The sequence below is a fragment of the Bifidobacterium sp. M3-N-101 genome (genome assembly GCF_023656805.1).
Taxonomy (GTDB): Bacteria; Actinomycetota; Actinomycetes; order Actinomycetales; family Bifidobacteriaceae; genus Bifidobacterium; species Bifidobacterium breve.
Map to the genome: position 1 here is coordinate 104677 of NZ_JAMOKQ010000004.1, position 17352 is coordinate 122028.

At 60.6% G+C, this 17352-nt stretch carries 14 protein-coding genes; 12 read left to right on the plus strand and 2 right to left on the minus strand.

Going from position 1 to position 17352, the window contains the following annotated elements; genetic code table 11:
* Positions 1-55: 55 nt before the first annotated feature.
* Both NBH12_RS04085 and NBH12_RS04090 read right to left on the minus strand, forming a co-directional pair.
* Positions 56-1549, minus strand: a complete 1494-nt coding sequence (locus NBH12_RS04085) for a dihydrolipoyl dehydrogenase family protein (RefSeq protein ID WP_065452677.1) — start codon at positions 1547-1549, stop codon at positions 56-58.
* A 125-nt stretch (positions 1550-1674) separates the two neighbouring features.
* Positions 1675-2295 carry a DUF3043 domain-containing protein gene (locus NBH12_RS04090; RefSeq protein WP_003828771.1) on the minus strand — a complete coding sequence of 207 codons (621 nt, stop codon included), beginning with the start codon at positions 2293-2295 and terminating at the stop codon, positions 1675-1677.
* Between the two features lie 90 nt (positions 2296-2385).
* Between NBH12_RS04090 and NBH12_RS04095 the strand changes: the two genes are divergently transcribed.
* From NBH12_RS04095 to NBH12_RS04150, 12 genes are all read left to right on the plus strand, one after another.
* Positions 2386-3753 (plus strand): dipeptidase, encoded by a 1368-nt coding sequence (locus NBH12_RS04095; protein WP_250819200.1) that lies wholly within the window; start codon positions 2386-2388, stop codon positions 3751-3753.
* Between the two features lie 411 nt (positions 3754-4164).
* Positions 4165-4764, plus strand: a complete 600-nt coding sequence (locus NBH12_RS04100; RefSeq protein ID WP_014483940.1) for an ECF transporter S component — start codon at positions 4165-4167, stop codon at positions 4762-4764.
* Positions 4764-6236, plus strand: a complete 1473-nt coding sequence (locus NBH12_RS04105; protein ID WP_060618640.1) for an ABC transporter ATP-binding protein — start codon at positions 4764-4766, stop codon at positions 6234-6236. The genes NBH12_RS04100 and NBH12_RS04105 overlap by 1 nt, the downstream gene beginning before the upstream one ends.
* A 107-nt stretch (positions 6237-6343) precedes the next feature.
* Entirely contained in the window at positions 6344-7171 is an 828-nt protein-coding gene (locus NBH12_RS04110) for an energy-coupling factor transporter transmembrane component T family protein (protein WP_250819221.1), read from the plus strand.
* Positions 7172-7207: 36 nt separating this feature from the next.
* Positions 7208-8086, plus strand: a complete 879-nt coding sequence (locus tag NBH12_RS04115) for a TrmH family RNA methyltransferase (protein WP_250819201.1) — start codon at positions 7208-7210, stop codon at positions 8084-8086.
* A gap of 52 nt (positions 8087-8138) precedes the next feature.
* Positions 8139-9206 carry a phenylalanine--tRNA ligase subunit alpha gene (gene pheS / locus NBH12_RS04120; RefSeq protein WP_065464806.1) on the plus strand — a complete coding sequence of 356 codons (1068 nt, stop codon included), beginning with the start codon at positions 8139-8141 and terminating at the stop codon, positions 9204-9206.
* 7 nt (positions 9207-9213) lie between these two features.
* On the plus strand, positions 9214-11823 hold the full coding sequence (pheT, locus tag NBH12_RS04125; RefSeq protein WP_003831254.1) for a phenylalanine--tRNA ligase subunit beta: 2610 nt from the start codon (positions 9214-9216) through the stop codon (positions 11821-11823).
* Positions 11824-11850: 27 nt separating this feature from the next.
* Positions 11851-12507, plus strand: a complete 657-nt coding sequence (locus NBH12_RS04130) for a hypothetical protein (protein ID WP_032739110.1) — start codon at positions 11851-11853, stop codon at positions 12505-12507.
* 96 nt (positions 12508-12603) lie between these two features.
* Positions 12604-13698 carry an N-acetyl-gamma-glutamyl-phosphate reductase gene (gene argC / locus NBH12_RS04135; protein WP_032739109.1) on the plus strand — a complete coding sequence of 365 codons (1095 nt, stop codon included), beginning with the start codon at positions 12604-12606 and terminating at the stop codon, positions 13696-13698.
* Entirely contained in the window at positions 13695-14870 is a 1176-nt protein-coding gene (gene argJ, locus NBH12_RS04140; protein ID WP_003831251.1) for a bifunctional glutamate N-acetyltransferase/amino-acid acetyltransferase ArgJ, read from the plus strand. The genes argC and argJ overlap by 4 nt, the downstream gene beginning before the upstream one ends.
* A gap of 228 nt (positions 14871-15098) precedes the next feature.
* Complete coding sequence (gene argB, locus NBH12_RS04145) at positions 15099-16055, plus strand: acetylglutamate kinase (RefSeq protein WP_003831250.1); 957 nt, start codon at positions 15099-15101, stop codon at positions 16053-16055.
* Positions 16045-17340: an acetylornithine transaminase gene (locus NBH12_RS04150; RefSeq protein WP_003831249.1), complete on the plus strand. Its 1296-nt coding sequence runs from the start codon at positions 16045-16047 to the stop codon at positions 17338-17340. The genes argB and NBH12_RS04150 overlap by 11 nt, the downstream gene beginning before the upstream one ends.
* Positions 17341-17352: the final 12 nt, after the last annotated feature.

The window sequence follows — 17352 nt, forward strand, 5'->3', positions numbered from 1 at the left end:
CTTTTGCTGGGACGAAACACACTGGGCAATATCCTATCAGGTGCGCTGGTCTGGCTCAGCGCGTGTGCAGAGGCCGGTCGTCGGCCTTCAGCAACGCCTCGCCGAGCGTTTCGCTGAATGTGGGGTGAGGATGGATGAGCCGGGCCGCGTCAGCCAGCGGCAATCGGTTACCAACCAATTGCTCGGCTTCGGAGATGATGTCGGAGGCCACGGGAGAAACCATGTGCACGCCAAGTACCCGTGGAGTGTCAGGGTCGGCAGCATCGCAGCCGGAGACGATAGTCAGTGAACCGGCTGTGCCGCTCATCAACATGCGGGCATTCGCCAGCATTGGGTAGATAGTCTCCTTGACCTCGAGGAGATTCTCACGTGCCTGCGCCTGCTCGATCGTCAGCCCCACCGATGCCGCCTCGGGTGAGGAGAACACGATTTGCGGAACGGTGTTCTCGTCAACCGGCTTGGGATCGAGTCCGGCAATGGCCTCGGCGATGACGATGCCCTGTTCGAATGCGCGGTGAGCCAGTGCATGGCCCGGCGTCACATCTCCTACCGCCCATATGCCCGATTTGTTGGTGCGGCCAAACGCATCTGTGGCAACATGGCCGCTCTCCGTAAGTGCGACGCCCCATGATGGGTCAGCAACTGGTGTACGTCCAATGGCCGCCAGTGCAATCTCGCCCCATACGGATTGTTCGCCATCCTGCCCTTCACGTGTGTAATGCACGGTGGCACCCAGATTAGCGCCGGTATCCACATGGGTGACGATGGTATGAGTGATGACGTTCACGCCGCGACGCTTGAGCTCTCGGGTCAACGTTGTGCCGGCGCGACGATCCCACGCGGAGAGTACGCGATTCTTGCGAATCAACAACGTTACCTGTGAACCGGCCGCGTTCCACATCGAGGCAAATTCGAGAGCGATCGCTCCAGCGCCGATAATCACAGCGGATGAGGGGAACTCGTTGACTTCCAATGCCTGCGTGGAATCGATGAGCGCGCCGGCGAACGGATTGCCGGGCAGCGGACGAGGCTTGGCGCCGGTGGCTATGACAACGTTGCCGGCCGCCAGATCGAGACTAGCGCCGGTCGGTTCGGGGACGTCCGCCTTGTGATAAGTGAGAATCTCGGCTTGCCCAGGGGAAGGGACGAGATGAACAATATGCCGGGCGTTGTCTGCTGCATCGGTTTCTTCCGCATTGAAGGATGCGTCGGCGCGCAGCACAGTGATATTACGGTGCGCTAACAGCCCCGCCAAACCTTTGACCATGGTGTCCACCACGCGCAGCCGATAGTCGCGCAGAGTGCCGAAATCGATGCTATCCACTGATGCGTGGATGCCGAGTTCGGCTGCGCGATGCATGGTGTCGATGGTGTGCGTGGCGGTAATCAGTGCCTTGGAAGGAATGCAGCCGCGGTTCAGACAGGTGCCGCCCACGGTGGCGTCGCGCTCGATAAGGGCCACGTTCATGCCGAGTTCGGCTGCGCGCAATGCGGTGGAATAGCCGCCGGGGCCGGCGCCGATGATTGCCAAATCGAATTGTTCGCTCATATTGACCTCCTCGGCAGTATGTTTCGCAAACCAGTATGGCTCCCATCATAGGAAGCCATACTGGTTTGCGCTGTCAGCATTGCATAAAAAAATGGCTTCCTCGCAAGGAAGCCAGAAGATGAGTATCAGTCCGCAGGCCAGTGACCGCGCTTCGGATAACGCGGCTTGGGGAGCCTCCAGCGGCGCATCTGAATGGCACGGCTCCACGCGTAGGAGAAGGAGCGAGATCCCTTCGACACAGACGACTCGCCGTACTTGGCAATGAGCTTGGCCTTAAGCTTGCGCCACATCAGCCACACGTCGATGATTACGGCAATCAGGTAGCCATACATGCACAGCATCATGATGATGGATACCCACTGGTTCTGCACGAGAGACGTGACAAGCATGGACGCAATCAGGATCGCAAATGCCACGGGAATAAACCATTCGCCAAGGTTAAAACGGGCGTCCACGTAATCACGGATGTAAATGCGCCAAGGCAACCGTTCGGCCTTGGGCATGTGATTGATGTCGCCCTTCTGCATTGCCTCGTATTCGGCGTTTTCCTTCTCGCGTAGACGAGCCTTGGCGGCTTTTGCGCTGGCTTTGCGGTCCACCGGAACCAGCGGACGGATGCCGGCGGCCTGAGCCTGCTTCATCTTTGGAGTGGGACGGCCTTTCTTCTCGTTGGGTGCGGCCTTCTTCGTGGCTTCCTCAACGGGAACCTGAGCCTCTTCTTGTTTCTTGAACGGATTCCATGTCATGCTTTGAGGTTACGGTGACGTTCAGACACCCGACCATAGGCGTAGCCATTGCAATAACGCCACTCACAACATATATAGAGGAGAACTACCATGGCCGCATTGACTGCCAACGAGATTCGTTCTCGTGTGGAATCCGACTGGAATCGCATCGTCAAGGTGCTGAGCGAGAAAGTGGCGCTGCAGTCGATTTCCGCCAACGGCATTACCGCCGAGCACATGAGGCGTTCCGCGCAATTCGTGGCCGATGAACTACGACTGGTCGGTGTGGATGCCAAGGTGGTGCAAGCCTCCAATGCGGACGGTACTCCAGGCGCGTGGGAAGTCATCGGCTCACACATCGTGAACCCGGATGCGCCCACCGTGCTGCTGTACGCACACCATGACGTGCAGCCCGTGCCGGATCCGGCCGAATGGAACACCGACCCGTTCGTGGCCACTGAGATCGATGGCCGCCTCTATGGCCGTGGTTCCGCCGATGATGGCGGCGGCATTGCCATCCATTCCGGCGCGCTGAAGGCCCTCGGCGATGACCTCAAGGTCAATATCAAGGTGTTCATCGAAGGCGAAGAGGAGATGGGCTCGCCGAGCTTCATCCCGTTCATCGAAGCCCACAAGGACGAGTTTGCCGCCGACGTCATCATCGTGGCCGATTCCGGCAACTGGTCGGCCGATATTCCCTCCCTGACCACCTCTCTTCGCGGCAATACCTGCGTGGATGTGACCGTCAAGGGTCTTGAACACCCAGTGCACTCCGGCCAGTATGGTGGCCCGATCTTCGATTCCAATACGCTGGCCGCCCTGCTTATCGCCTCCATGTATGACGAGAACGGCGATCTGGCTGTGCCCGGCGTGGCTGCCGAAGAGCCGATCGGCGGTCTGCAGCGCGACCTCGACGAGACCACCGTGCGCGAGGATTCCGGTGTGGTTTCCGGCTACGAGTTCGCCGGCACCGGTTCCCTGGCTTCCCGCCTGTGGACCAAGCCGTCCGTGACCGTGATCGGCTTCGACGCGCACCCGGTCGAAGGCTCCTTCAATGTGATTTCCCCGGAGACTCGTTTCCGTCTGTCTCTGCGTACCGCGCCCACCCAGCGCCCTGAAGAAGCACAGGAAGCCTTGGCCGCGTTCCTTGAATCCCACGCGCCGTTCGGTGCCAAGGTCACTGTCGAGCGTGGCGAAAACGGCATGGGTTGGGCCATGGATCCGACCGCCATCGCCACCAAGGATGCGCTGGAAGCCATGACCGAGGCGTTCGGTGTGGAACCCATTAACAAGGGTGAGGGCGGCTCCATCCCGTTCATTCCCGAACTGCAGCGTATCTTCCCGTCTGCTCAGGTGTTGGTCACTGGCCCCGAAGACCCGAAGGCCAACGCACACAGCCCCAACGAGTCCATCTCCTTGCCGGGCTTGAAGAGCAACGTGATTACCGAGGCCCTGCTGCTCGATAAGCTCGGTAAGTAGTTTTGTACTTTGAACCTTGGCTCATCACTCCACAGCGGCGCTGATTTGCCAAATACTGGCAAGTCGGCGCCGCTTGGCGTATCTCAGCGGTGCCGTCCTGCCATTGTTCGGCAGCTTGGCTCCACTGACAGGTCTTCTGTGGCGCCAACTTGCCAAATAGCGGCATCGTGTCTTCACTGAGAGCCTCGCCACAATGCTTACCGAATCTATTGCCTTTGACGGTGGTTTGCTTTATAGTCGGGGAGTTGACACGGGAGCTGCCGACAGGCGGCTGAGAGGAGACGCATAGTCTCGACCGATGGAACGTGACCGGATAATGCTGGCGCACGGAATTGTCGCTCTTATTTACCCGTGCCTGAACCAATCGTGCAAGCTGCTGTGGTTTGCGTGAGAAGAGAAGAAAGGCACATCATGGCTGAAGCTGTGGCCAAGGCTAATTACAAGTGGCGCGTTGTCGATATCGTCGTCGCCGCTATTCTCGCCGTTGCATCCGGCGTCATCTTCTGGGGCTGGGACATCGTTTGCACCGCCCCACTGACTTTGTTCGAAGGCGTGACCCCCGGTTTTGAAGGTCTGCTCAATGGATTCTGGCTGTTCGCCGGCCCGCTTGCCGCCATCATCGTGCGTAAGCCCGGCGCCGCCCTGTTCGCCGAAACTCTCGCCGCTTTCCTTGAGCTCACGCTGGGCAACCAGTGGGGCGTCGGCGGCTCGCTGATCGTCGGCATCATCCAGGGTCTGGGCGCCGAGATCGGCTTCGCCGTTTTCGCTTGGAAGAAGTGGAACCTCGGCACCACCATCCTTTCCGGTGCGCTTGCCGGCGTTGGCTGCTGGGCCTACTACTGGGCCACCAACCCGGGCTGGAACGCCATGCGTGTCACCTGGTACCTGGTGGGTTCCATCATCTCCGGCATCGTGATTGCCGGCGTCGTGGTCTGGTACCTGTCCCGTGCGCTCGCCGCCACTGGCGCGCTTGAACGTTTTGAATCCGGACGCAGCAAGGCACGCGTCTGATGCAGGTCGATCCGGCTGCGGTAGAGGCTAGCGGCTGGGGCTGGCGGCACGCCACGCGCAAGGATTTCGCGTTGCGTGCCGTCGATTTCACCATCCGGCCAGGTGAACGTGTGCTCTTGCTCGGTGCTTCAGGCGCGGGCAAAAGCACAATGATGGCCGGTCTCGCGGGTGTGCTGGGCGGCGATGAGGAAGGCGAGCAGGAAGGCTCGCTCACCATCGACGGTGTTGACGCGCGCGAGGCGCGAGGCCGCGTGGGACTGGTGCTTCAGGACCCGGACTCGCAGATCATTCTTGAACGACTGGGCGATGACGCGGCGTTCGGCTGCGAAAACCTCAACGTGCCACGTGAGGAAATCTGGCAGCGTGTGCGCGAATCGCTGGATATGGTCGGTCTCGGAGGACTCGAACTGGGCCGCTCCACCCGTCATTTGTCCGGCGGACAACGGCAGCGGCTCGCTCTGGCCGGCGTACTGGCCATGAAGCCCGGTCTGTTGTTGCTGGACGAACCGACCGCCAACCTCGATCCCGAAGGCGTGGTCGAAGTGCATGATGCGGTCAAAAAGGTCATCGAGACCACCGGCCAGACCATGGTGGTGGTCGAACACCATATCGACGTATGGCTTGATTTGGTGGACCGCGTGATCGTGCTCGGTCGACCCGATGCCGATTCTCCGGCTGGAGCGGTTATCGCGGACGGCAAGCCCGATGAGGTATTTGCGCAGATGGGCGACGTTCTGGCCGCCGGCGGCGCGTGGGTGCCGGGACGTGCGATTCCCGATTGTCGTCCCGACGATGAAACCCGCGGAGAAACGGTGCTCAGTACCGAGAACCTCAGCTTTGGGCGCGGCACGGCGCTGGGTACCGGCATCAATCTGGATTTCCACGCCGGCGAAGTTACGGCACTGATGGGGCCGAATGGTGCGGGCAAATCAACCATGGCACTGACCTTGGCGGGTCTGCTGAAGCCGATTGATGGCAAAGTGCTGATTGCGGATAGTCTGAAACCGCCGCACGCCGGTCAAGAACCCATCAACTGGAAAAGCAAGGAACTGCTGGGCCGTATCGGCATGGTGTTCCAGGAGCCCGAACATCAATTCGCGTCTAACTTCGTACGCGATGAGGTGGCCATCGGACCCAAATCGATGGGACACAGTGAAGACGAAGCTAACCAGACCGCGGATCGTATGCTCGAGCAGATGAATCTCACCCGCTTTGCCAAGGCGAATCCGTACACGTTGTCCGGCGGAGAAAAGAGGCGCCTGTCTGTGGCGTCTATGCTAGCCGCCGCTCCCAAGGTGCTGGTGATGGATGAGCCGACATTCGGGCAGGATTTCAGTACTTGGACCGAAATGGTGAAGCTGATTGCCGCGATTCGCGATCAGGGATCATGCGTGATCATGGTGACGCACGATGAGGCGCTGGTTGATGCGCTGGGTGCGCGACGGGTGATGTTCGAGGAGACACGGGCATGAGCGACGTGATTCGATTCGTTACTGATGATGCCGGTGCCGGAGCCTCTGAGGATACGGTGTCCGGGAACGCCGCGGCGCAGCCGGCAAGTGCGGCGGTCACTGTCGCAATAAGCGATGTGGTGACGGTCAGTGCGCAGGAGGCGCGCGTGGAACCCGTCAGAGCCTCTTCGCCTTCCTGGTTCGTGGCACGTATCAACGCGGTCAGTCGCATTATCGGCGCGTTGCTACTGTGCATTCCGATGTTTATCAGTCTGGACGTGGTATCCGCGTCGGTGGCGCTCGGCATCGAATTCGTGCTGCTGTGGATTGGCGGCGTGGCGCCTTGGACCGTATGCCGCAAGACCTGGCCGGTGTGGGTTGCGGCAGCGGGCAGCTTCATCTCCGTGTTCCTCTATGGACGTACTTCAGGCGAGATTCTGTGGCAAAGCGGCTGGATTGTCATCAGTGAAGGATCCATATATCTCGCCATCGCTACTGCCATCAGGGTGGCGGCGATCGCCGTGCCGGGCGTGATTCTGGCGTTGGGACTTGACCCCACCGATCTGGCTGACGGACTGGTGGAGATCCTGCATTTCTCGCCGCGATTCGTATATGGTGGCTTGGCTGGTCTGCGCATGTTCACCTTGTTGCAGGAGGACTGGCGAGCACTCGGTCTGTCCCAGCGCTCGCGCGGCCTCGGTGACGGTAACGCCATAGCGCGTGCGCTTTCCCAGGCATTCGGCCTGCTGGTGCTCTCCATTCGCCGTGCCACCAAGCTCGCCACTGCCATGGAAGCACGCGGCTTCGGCTCCAATGCCCCGCGCTCGCAAGCGCGTATCTCCCGCCTGAAGCCCATTGACTGGCTCTTCTACGTCATCTGTCTCGCCGTTCCGCTGATCTCCCTAGGAGTCGCCGTTGGTACTGGGAATTGGCACTTCGCTTTTCAGGGTGTCTGAAAGACAACGTAATGACCCGGCAGTAGGGTAGTGACCATGCCCATCACGCCTAAGATTCTTGATAATCCGAAGTCCGACCGTGTGCGCCGTATCGCCGATTTGGCCCGCGTCAAAGGCCGGGAACGTTCGGGCCGTTTCCTTATCGAAGGCCCTCAGTCCGTGCGAGAAGCCGTCACCTGGCGGCCCGACGTGGTGCAGGATTTGTATGTGGAAGTCGCACAAGCGCTGGATCATCCGCGCATCGTTTCCTCCACGCTGGAGAGAATCGTCGAAGCGTCACAGGATGCCACCATTTATGTTCATCAGTGCACTGGCGATGTGATTCGTCGTATCAGTGCGGATGCCCAAGGCATTCTGGCGGTGGGCAATACGCAGGCCATGCAGTCGGGTGTCGATGACCTCGCCTTGGATACCGCAGATTTTGCTCCGCGGATTGCCGCATTCTGGCAGGTGCGCGATCCGGGCAATGCGGGTACGGTAATCCGCGCGGCTGATGCCGCAGGCTGCGATGCCGTCATATTCGTGGATGATTGCGTGGATGTGCTCAATCCCAAGGTCATCCGCTCCACTGCAGGATCCTTGTTCCACCTACCAGTGCTCACCATGCGTACGGACGAATTCTTCGATTGGACTTCCGACCATCATGTGGACGTGTGGGCCGCTGACGTATACGGTACCGAGAAACGCAAGCCGGAAAGCCTGCCCGCGGTATTGGCGGACAAGGCAGCGGTAAGCATGTCTCAGGCTGTGCTGTTCGGCAATGAGGCGCGTGGATTGGAACCCGAAATCCTCGAACGATGTGGCCGCATCGTCTCCATTCCGCTCTATGGAAAGGCCGAATCGCTGAACCTCGGTACTTCGGCTGCGGTGATGCTGATGTCGCTGGCTATGTCGGGTCATATTGAAAGAATGTGAAATCGGTAAAAACGCTAGAAATGCTGAGAAATCATCAGACGAAAGGGTTCTCGTGGCAGAACAAATGGTGTTCGACGCCGACCAGGTGACCGCAGCGGTCGCCGAGGGCATCGAGAAGATCCAGCACGCCTCCAACCTGGAGGAACTCAAGGCCATCAAAACACAGTACGCAGGCGCCGATTCGGCGATGGCCCAGGCCAGCAAGGCCATCGGATCCCTGCCGGCCGATCAGAAGAAGGAAGCCGGCAAGCTGATGGGCAAGCTACGCGCCGATTTCGGACGCGCCTTTGGCCCCAAGGAGAAGGAACTCAAGGAAGCTGCCGAACAGGCCGCCCTTGCCGCCGAAACCGTGGACATGACGCTGCCTGTGAACCGTAAGCCTTTGGGCGCCCGTCATCCGCTGGCCAAGTTGATGGAAGACGTCGAGGACTTCTTCATCTCCATGGGCTGGCAGATTTCCTCCGGCCCGGAAATCGAAGCGGAATGGTACAACTTCGATTCCCTGAACTTCGGCCCGGATCACCCGGCCCGCCAGATGCAAGACACGTTCTACGTCAAGGGCAACCAGGCCAAGGACGCTGCCGGCTTCGTCGGCTCCAACATGGTGGTGCGTACCCAGACTTCCTCCGATCAGGTTCGCGCCCTGCTGACCCGCGGCGTGCCTCTGTACATCGCCAGCCCGGGCCGCGTGTTCCGTACCGATGAGCTGGACGCCACCCACACTCCGGTGTTCCACCAGTGCGAGGCCCTCGCCGTCGACAAGCACCTGACCATGGCTGACCTGAAAGGCGTGCTGGACAAGCTCGCCGTCGCCATGTTCGGTCCCGAGGCCAAGACCCGACTGCGTCCGAGCTACTTCCCGTTCACCGAGCCGAGCGCCGAGCTCGACCTGTGGTTCCCCGATAAGAAGGGCGGCCCCGGCTGGCTCGAATGGGGTGGCTGCGGCATGGTGAATCCGAACGTGCTGAAGTCCGCGGGCATCGACCCGGAGGTCTACACCGGCTTCGCGTTCGGCGTGGGCATGGAGCGTACGCTTCTGCTGCGCAGCGACATCAACGATATGCATGATTTGGTTGAAGGCGACGTGCGTTTCGCCGAACAGTTTGTGATGGGGGAGTGAATTACCCATGCCTATGATCGATATCGATTGGCTCAAGGACCACGTCGAGGTCCCCGAAGGCCTGACCTATGAACAGCTTGCCAAGGACCTCGTCAAGGTGGGCCTTGAAGAAGAGGAGATTCACTCCTCCCAGGTGACCGGCCCGATCGTGGTCGGCTATGTGGTGGACGCCACTCCCGAACCGCAGAAGAACGGCAAGGTCATCAACTGGTGCCACGTGGACTGCGGCGACGAATGGAACGAGACCGACGAGAACGGCAACAAGGTGCCGCGTGGCATCATCTGCGGCGCACCCAATATGAAGGCCGGCGAGAAGGTCGTCGTCACCCTGCCTGGCGCCGTGCTGCCCGGCGACTTCAAGATTGAGCCGCGCAAGACCTACGGCCATATCTCCAACGGCATGTGCGCATCCGAGCGTGAACTGGGTCTTGGCGACAACCACAACGGCATCATCCTGCTACGTGAGTACGGCTTCTCCGAGGCCGAATACGAAGCTCTGAAGCCCGGCCAGGACGCCATGCACCTGCTACATCTCGACCAGCCGCTGCTCGAGATCAACATCACCCCGGACCGTGGCTACACGCTGTCTTACCGTGGCGTTGCCCGCGAGTACCATCACTCCACCGGTGCCGCCTACACCGATCCGGCCATCGCGCTGAACGAGAAGGCTCCGGAGCCTGCTGATTACCAGCCCGGCACTCCGGTGGACATCGACATTGAGATTGATGACAACAACCCGATTCATGGCGTTCCCGGTTGCGATCGTTACTACGCTCGCGTCGTCAAGGGCTTCGACCCCAACGCCCACACGCCCAGCTGGATGCGTCGCCGCCTGATTCGTGCTGGCATGCGCTCCATCTCGCTGGCCGTGGACGTGACCAACTACGTGATGCTCGATCTCGGTCAGCCGATGCACGCCTACGACCTCGATAAGCTCGAGGGCCCAATCGTTGTGCGTCGTGCTAACGAGGGTGAGAAGCTCACCACGCTGGACGGCAAGGAACATGACCTGAGCACTGAAGATTTGCTCATCACTGATTCGCCGAATGGCGAACGCGGCTCGCGTATCCTCGGCCTTGCCGGTGTGATGGGTGGACTGTACGGCGAGGTGACCGCCGACACTAAGAACATCCTGCTGGAGGCCGCGCACTTCGATCAGGTGACCATCGCCCGTTCCGCTCGTCGCCACAAGATTCCGTCTGAAGCATCTCGTCGTTTCGAGCGTGGCGTCGACACCGAGCTGCAGCCTGCTGCGGCTCAGATGGCCGCCGAGCTCATGACCAAGTACGGTAACGGCGAGCCCAGCGAGCATCCGAACGATGTGGATAACACGCCGCGTCCGAAGGTCATTCACTTCAAGGCTTCCGAAGTGGCCCGTGTGGCCGGTCTCGATGTGGACATCAACCGCATCTCCGACATTCTCACCGACATCGGCTGCGTTGTGGCCGGCGGCGGCAACGGCGAATTCTCCGTCACCGCGCCGAGCTGGCGTCCAGATCTGGGTGAACCGTGTGATCTGGTCGAGGAAATCGCCCGACTGGTTGGCTACGACCAGATTCCGGTCACCGTGCCGCCTGCACCGGTCGAGGGCCTTGTGGGCCTGACCCCGGATCAGACTCGCCGCCGTCGCGTGGCGGACGAGCTGGCCGAATACGGCATGGTCGAGGCGCTGAGCTACCCGTTCGTCGGCGACGACGATTACCGCGCTTTCGGCTTCGATCCTGAAGCCACCAAGAAGGTCAGCGTCGAGATCGCCAACCCGCTCTACGGCGATCGCCCGTACCTGCGTCGTGACATTCTGCCGACCTTGGCCACCACCGTGCAGCGCAATATTCGCCGAGGCATCGAAAACGTGTCCCTGTATGAACTCGGCCATGTCTATCTGTGGGATCCGAACGCGCCCGCAATCCCGGCTCTGCCCGGTGGCGTGCGCCCGACCGATGAGCAGCTGGCAGCGCTGGACGCCGGTCTGCCGGATCAGCCCGACCACGTGGCCGGCATCCTGACCGGTCTGGCTGAAGACGATGGCTGGCTGGGCGGCAAGCGTCCGGTCGATTGGTCGGACGCCGTTGAAGCCGTGCATCGTCTTGCGGATCGCATCGGTGCGAAGATCGTGCTTGATCAGCCTGCGGCCGAAGATGTGCCTGCACAGTGGCATCCGGGCCGTGCTGCCCGCGTCATGGTGGGCGACGTGTTCACCGGTTGGGTCGGCGAACTGCATCCGCGCGTCAACGAGGCACTTGGCTTCCCGGCGCATTCCGCGGCGTTTGAGCTGAACCTTACCGCGCTGTTCGGCACCCTGACCGGCAAGCCGGTGCAGGCCAAGCCGATTTCCAGCTTCCCGCCAGTCAAGCAGGATTTGGCCTTTACCGTGGATGCGTCGGTGACTGCCGATCAGCTGGAAGCAGTGATTCGTGAGGCGGCTGGTGCCAACCTCGAGTCCATCGAATTGTTCGACGTGTTTACCGGCGAGCAGGTGGGTGAGGGCAAGAAGTCCCTGGCCTACGCTGTGGTGTTCCGTTCTCCGGACAAGACCTTGTCCGCCGATGACAGCGACGCCATTCGCCAGGCTATCGTGGCCAAGGCTGCCGATCTTGGCGCCCAGCTGCGTGCCTGATCACTGTACGAAAGCATGAGGAGCGCCATGAGTGAACCGGAACATAACACACCGGAATACGGGCAATACCAGAAGCCCGCATATGGTGCGATGTCGGGCCAATACGGGCCAAACTACAACCCGTACATTTATGGCGCTCCCGAACCCGATGCCAATAACGGCTCCGCTGCTGATAACAACGGAGTCGGAGCCGGGCAGCCGAACAATGGACGGCCCGCTTCTTCCGGCAATTCGTTCGGCGGCAATCAGCAGTATGGGCAGTCCCAACAGGGCAACCCGTTTGGACCCCAGTACGGGCCGGGCTCCCGGTTTGGCAGCAGCCAGCCGAATGGCCAGTCCCAGCAGCCTCACTACTACAACGGTATCGATCTCAATGACCCCAATCAGAATCCGCTGTACGGGCATTGGGATTCCTATGCAATCATTTCCTTCGTGCTCGCCATGTTCTTTCCCGTACCGGTGCTCTCCGCTCTGATGGGCGGCGTGGCGATGTGGCGGACGCGCACGTTCCATATGAAGGGCTTTGGCCTGGCTCTTGCAGCCGTGGTCATCAACGTGTTCTACACCCTTGCGGTTATTTGGATGGCATTGAATGGCTATGATGCCATGACTCTGTATCAGGACATCCTTCAGCAGTTCACCGGCAGCGGCACTGGTCCCTCATCTGATTCCATCTCTGCATAGGACTAAGTTGCTGCAACACACCCGCTGTATAACTATGCAATAGTCTGCATAATCGCGTATACTCATGCGAAGTACGTCAGCGGAAAAGAGATGAGTATGGCGAAATATACAGTGGCCGTAGCCGGTGCTACAGGCTATGCCGGCGGCGAGGCGCTGCGCATTCTTGCTGCACACCCCGACTTTGCAATCACATGTGTGGCAGGCCATTCCTCCGTGGGGGAATCGATGGCCAAGCATATGCCGCATATTCCGCAACTGGCCAATCTTGTTGTTGAAGACACCACGCCTGAGGTGCTCAACGGTCACGATGTCATTATCCTTGCCTTGCCTCATGGCGCTTCCGGCAAGCTCGCATCCCAGCTCGACCCGGATGCCGTGGTCGTGGATCTCGGTGCCGATCATCGTCTCGAAGAACAGGCCGCATGGGATGAATTCTATGGCGGCGATTTCTACGAGCACTGGACTTACGGCATGCCTGAGCTCATCACCGGCAAGACTGCCGATGGCGCATACACCCGTCAACGTGAGGCGCTGCCTGGTGCCAAGCGAATTGCGGGCCCTGGCTGCAATGTGACTGCCACGACTCTGGCTCTGCAACCCGGCATAGCGGAAGGGTTGGTCGAGCCGAAGGACATCGTGGCTAATTTGGTCGTCGGCTACTCCGGCGCAGGCAAGAACCTCAAACGCACCAACCTGTTGGCCGCCGAGGCATTGCAATCCGCGCTGCCGTACTCGGTGGGCGGCACGCACCGTCATATTCCTGAAATCCTGCAGAATTTCGCCCATGCGGCCGGTGAGACCGCAGCTGATGCCGGCAAGTTCACGCTTGGCTTCACCCCGATACTGGCGCCCATGTCCCGAGGCATTCTCGCCACCGTGTCGGCTCGCATGACCGACAAGGCCAAGGCGATGAGTGACGAAGCAATCCGAGACGTATGGGCAAAAGCCTACGAAGGCCAGGACTTCATGGTGCTGCTGCCTGAGGGCACATTGCCCGCCACCGGCAACATCATCGGTTCCAACGCCGCTCACCTGCAGGTTGTCACCGACCGCAAGTCCGGGCGCATTTATGCCTTCGCCGCCATCGACAACCTCAACCGTGGTACCGCCGGACAAGCGGTCCAATCATTGAATATCGCACTTGGCCTGCCGGAAGATGCAGGCCTGACCAAGATCGGAGTAGCACCGTGAGCGTCACATTCGCGCAAGGATTCTCCGCTGCCGGCGTGGTGGCGGGCATTTCATCGGTTGAGGGCAAGAAGGATCTCGCTCTCGTGGTCAACAACGGCCCGCTTGATGCGGTGGCCGGCGTGTTCACGTCGAACCGATTCTGTGCAGCCCCTGTGCAGTGGAGCCGCAAAGCCGTGGCGGACGGCCACGCCAAAGCCGTGATTCTCAACTCCGGCGGTGCCAACGCCTGCACCGGTGAGGCGGGATATCAACAGTCCGTGTCCACCGCCGAGGCGGTCGCCGAACTCGTCGGCGCACAAGCAGAGGATGTTGCTGTGTGCTCCACTGGTCTGATCGGCGAGCTGTTGCCCTTGGATAACGTTTTGGCCGGTGCCAAAGCCGCTTATGCTGCTCTTGCCAGCACCGCCGAGGCCGGGGCGGACGCCTCACATGCCATTATGACCACCGACACCAAGGCCAAGACCGTCGAACTGACCGGTTCCAACGGCTGGAAGATCGGCGGCATGGTCAAGGGGTCGGGCATGATCGCCCCGCAGCTGGCCACCATGTTGTGCGTCATCACTACCGATGCCGTGGTCAGTGCCGGTCAAATGCAGGCCGCGCTTACCGTGGCCGCCGAGCATTCGTTCAACCGTATCGACGTGGATGGTTGCATGTCCACCAATGACACAGTGCTGCTGCTCGCCTCCGGAGCCTCCGGCGTGGAGCCCGACAAGGACGAGTTCAACAAGCTCGTGCGCGAGGCCTGCGCCTCCCTGTCCCGTCAGATTATCGGCGACGGTGAAGGCGCTTCCCATGACATTCGCATCACCGTTACCGGTGCCACCAGCGAAGACGCGGCCCTTGCCTGCGGCCGTGCGGTCGCGGCCTCGAATCTGCTGAAATGCGCGATCTCCGGCAATGACCCGAACTGGGGCCGTATTGTCAGCTCCCTAGGCACCGTTTCCCCTGAAGTTGCACCTTATGATTCCGAGAAGGTGACCGTCGACGTCAACGGCGTGCGCATCTGCGAGAACGGTGGTGCCGGACGGGACCGTAGCGAAGTCGACATGATCCCGCGCGAAGTCCACATTGACATCGACCTCAACACCGGATCGAACGCCGAGGCCACCGTCTGGACCGACGATCTGACCCACGAATACGTCCACATCAACGCCGACTACGAAAGCTGACATCCACCATGCTCTCGCTGGCGGATGTCGCCGTGAAGCAAATGCCGAGAGGCGTTTGTAGGCGACGTGTTCGCCGACAGGCGAACCGACAAAACGTAGGCAACGCCTACTGTAATTGCAGGACGCTGTCCGGTGGAACCGGACTGAGGGTGGTCTCGCCAAACCACCCCCAGTCATGCGCAGCATGACAGCCCCCGTCAGCGGGGGCAAAGTTACGGAAAGAAGAACATGGCTACTGAATTGAAGGGACCTGGGTTCCATTTCGACGTGCATACCGATTTGCGCGCCGATCAGAAGGCGGAAGTGCTGATTGAGGCGCTGCCGTGGCTGGAGGAATTCGCCGGCCAGCGCATCGTGGTCAAGTATGGCGGCAATGCCATGATCGACGATCACTTGAAGCAGTGCTTCGCCGAGGATATGGTGTTCCTGCGTCAGGTCGGTTTGCATCCGATTGTCGTGCATGGCGGCGGCCCGCAGATCTCGCACATGCTCAAGGCCCTCGGCATCAAGTCGGAATTCAAGGGAGGCCTACGCGTCACCACGCCGGAAGCGATGGACGTGGTGCGTATGGTGCTGACCGGCAAGGTCTCGCGCGAACTGGTCGGCATGATCAATGCGCACGGCCCGATGGCGGTCGGTCTGTCTGGTGAGGATGGAGGCTTGTTCTCCGCCATGCAACGCAAGCCCATTATCAATGGCAAGCCCACGGATGTCGGTCTGGTCGGCGATGTGGTGTCCGTCGATGCCTCCGCGGTCGAGGATTTGGTCGCGGCCGGTCGTATTCCGGTTGTTTCCTCTGTGGCTCCGAATGAGGAGGACGCCACCGAGGTACTGAATGTGAACGCCGATTCCGCGGCCGCGGCCCTTGCCGCAGCCGTGGGCGCGCACAAGCTGGTCATTCTGACCGACGTGGACGGTCTCTATGCCGACTGGCCGGATAAGAATTCACTTATCGGGCGTATCGGCGTGGAGGATCTGCGCGACATGCTGCCCGATCTGGAATCCGGCATGCGCCCCAAGATGGAAGCATGCGTGCGCGCCATCGATGGTGGCGTGCCCCAAGCCCACATCATCGACGGTCGTAAACCACACTCGATCCTGAACGAGATATTCACCTCCGCCGGTATCGGCACCATGGTCGTGCCCGAAGGCGGTATGGAAATGAGGAGTTCCTATGAGCACTGAGCAGAACGAGACGCTGGGCGCTGAAGACAGCAAGTGGCTGGGGGAGTACTCCCAGGTACACATGAACGTGTTCGGCACGCCGCTGCGTGTTATGGATCACGGTCAGGGCGCGCATATTTGGGACGTTGATGGCAACGAATACCTTGACTTCCTGGCTGGCATCGCCGTCAATTCGCTGGGCTATGCCCATCCCAAGTGGGTGAAAGCCGTGTCTGAGCAGGCGGCCAAGGTGGCTCACATCAGCAATTATTTCGCTTCCGAGCCGCAGATCGAGCTCGCCGCGAAGCTGGTCAAACTGGCCGGTGCCCCGGAAGGTTCCAAGGTCTACTTCGGCAATTCTGGTGCCGAGGGTAATGAAGCGGCATTGAAGCTGGCCAAGCTGTATGGTCGCACCCTGCCCGGCGCACTGCCGTCCATCGGCGGTAAGCCCGCCCGTATTCTTGCCATGACGCACGGCTTCCATGGCCGTACGATGGGTGCGCTCTCCGCAACTTGGAAGCCGAACATCCGCAAGCCCTACGACCCGTTGGTGCCCGACATCGAATTCGTGCGCGCCGGCGACGAGGTCGCCCTGTACGAGGCGTTCTCCCAGACCGGTCTTGGCCACTATGGCAAGGGGCCGGTAGCGGCGGTGATTCTGGAACTCATTCAGGGTGAGGCCGGCGTGCAGCCGTTGGGTGCCGATTACGTCAAGTTCGTGCGTGAGCTGTGTGACATCAACCATGCGCTGCTCATCATCGATGAGGTGCAGACCGGCATCGGTCGTACCGGCAAGTGGTTTGCATTTCAGCGTGAGGATCTTTCCGGCGGCGTGACCCCGGATATGGTGACCTTTGCCAAGGGAGTGGCCGGCGGATTCCCGATGGGTGGCATGATTGCCTTCGGCGAGAAGCTTGCAGCCCTGTTCACTCCGGGCTCTCATGGATCAACCTTTGCCGGCAACCCGTTGGGTGCGGCGGCTGGACTTGCCACACTCGGTGTCATTGAGGACGATAACCTCATTGCCAATGCCGAGGCCCGCGGCCAGCAGCTGCGCGATGGCATTATGGTCACCGGCAATCCGCTCTACGTATCCGTGCGCGGTCGTGGCCTGCTCGATGCCGTAGAGCTCAAGCATCCCTGCGCCCACGCCGTCATGAACTACTGCCTCGAACACGGGCTCATCGTCAATGCGGTGGCCCCCAATGCGCTGCGTTTCGCACCGCCGCTGATCGTAACCGCCGAAGACGTTGACCAGGCGCTCGCCGTTCTCAAGGACGTGCCCGCTGATCTGCCGAACGACTGACTTACCTGACCT

Bases quoted from the DNA above. Each gene is read 5' to 3' on its own strand.
- NBH12_RS04105 (WP_060618640.1), top strand. From the start codon at position 4,764: ATGCAGGTCGATCCGGCTGCGGTAGAGGCTAGCGGCTGGGGCTGGCGG.
- pheT (WP_003831254.1), top strand. From the start codon at position 9,214: ATGCCTATGATCGATATCGATTGGCTCAAGGACCACGTCGAGGTCCCC.
- NBH12_RS04150 (WP_003831249.1), top strand. From the start codon at position 16,045: ATGAGCACTGAGCAGAACGAGACGCTGGGCGCTGAAGACAGCAAGTGG.
- NBH12_RS04085 (WP_065452677.1), bottom strand. From the start codon at position 1,549: ATGAGCGAACAATTCGATTTGGCAATCATCGGCGCCGGCCCCGGCGGC.
- NBH12_RS04100 (WP_014483940.1), top strand. From the start codon at position 4,165: ATGGCTGAAGCTGTGGCCAAGGCTAATTACAAGTGGCGCGTTGTCGAT.
- NBH12_RS04130 (WP_032739110.1), top strand. From the start codon at position 11,851: ATGAGTGAACCGGAACATAACACACCGGAATACGGGCAATACCAGAAG.
- NBH12_RS04115 (WP_250819201.1), top strand. From the start codon at position 7,208: ATGCCCATCACGCCTAAGATTCTTGATAATCCGAAGTCCGACCGTGTG.
- argC (WP_032739109.1), top strand. From the start codon at position 12,604: ATGGCGAAATATACAGTGGCCGTAGCCGGTGCTACAGGCTATGCCGGC.
- NBH12_RS04095 (WP_250819200.1), top strand. From the start codon at position 2,386: ATGGCCGCATTGACTGCCAACGAGATTCGTTCTCGTGTGGAATCCGAC.
- argB (WP_003831250.1), top strand. From the start codon at position 15,099: ATGGCTACTGAATTGAAGGGACCTGGGTTCCATTTCGACGTGCATACC.
- NBH12_RS04090 (WP_003828771.1), bottom strand. From the start codon at position 2,295: ATGACATGGAATCCGTTCAAGAAACAAGAAGAGGCTCAGGTTCCCGTT.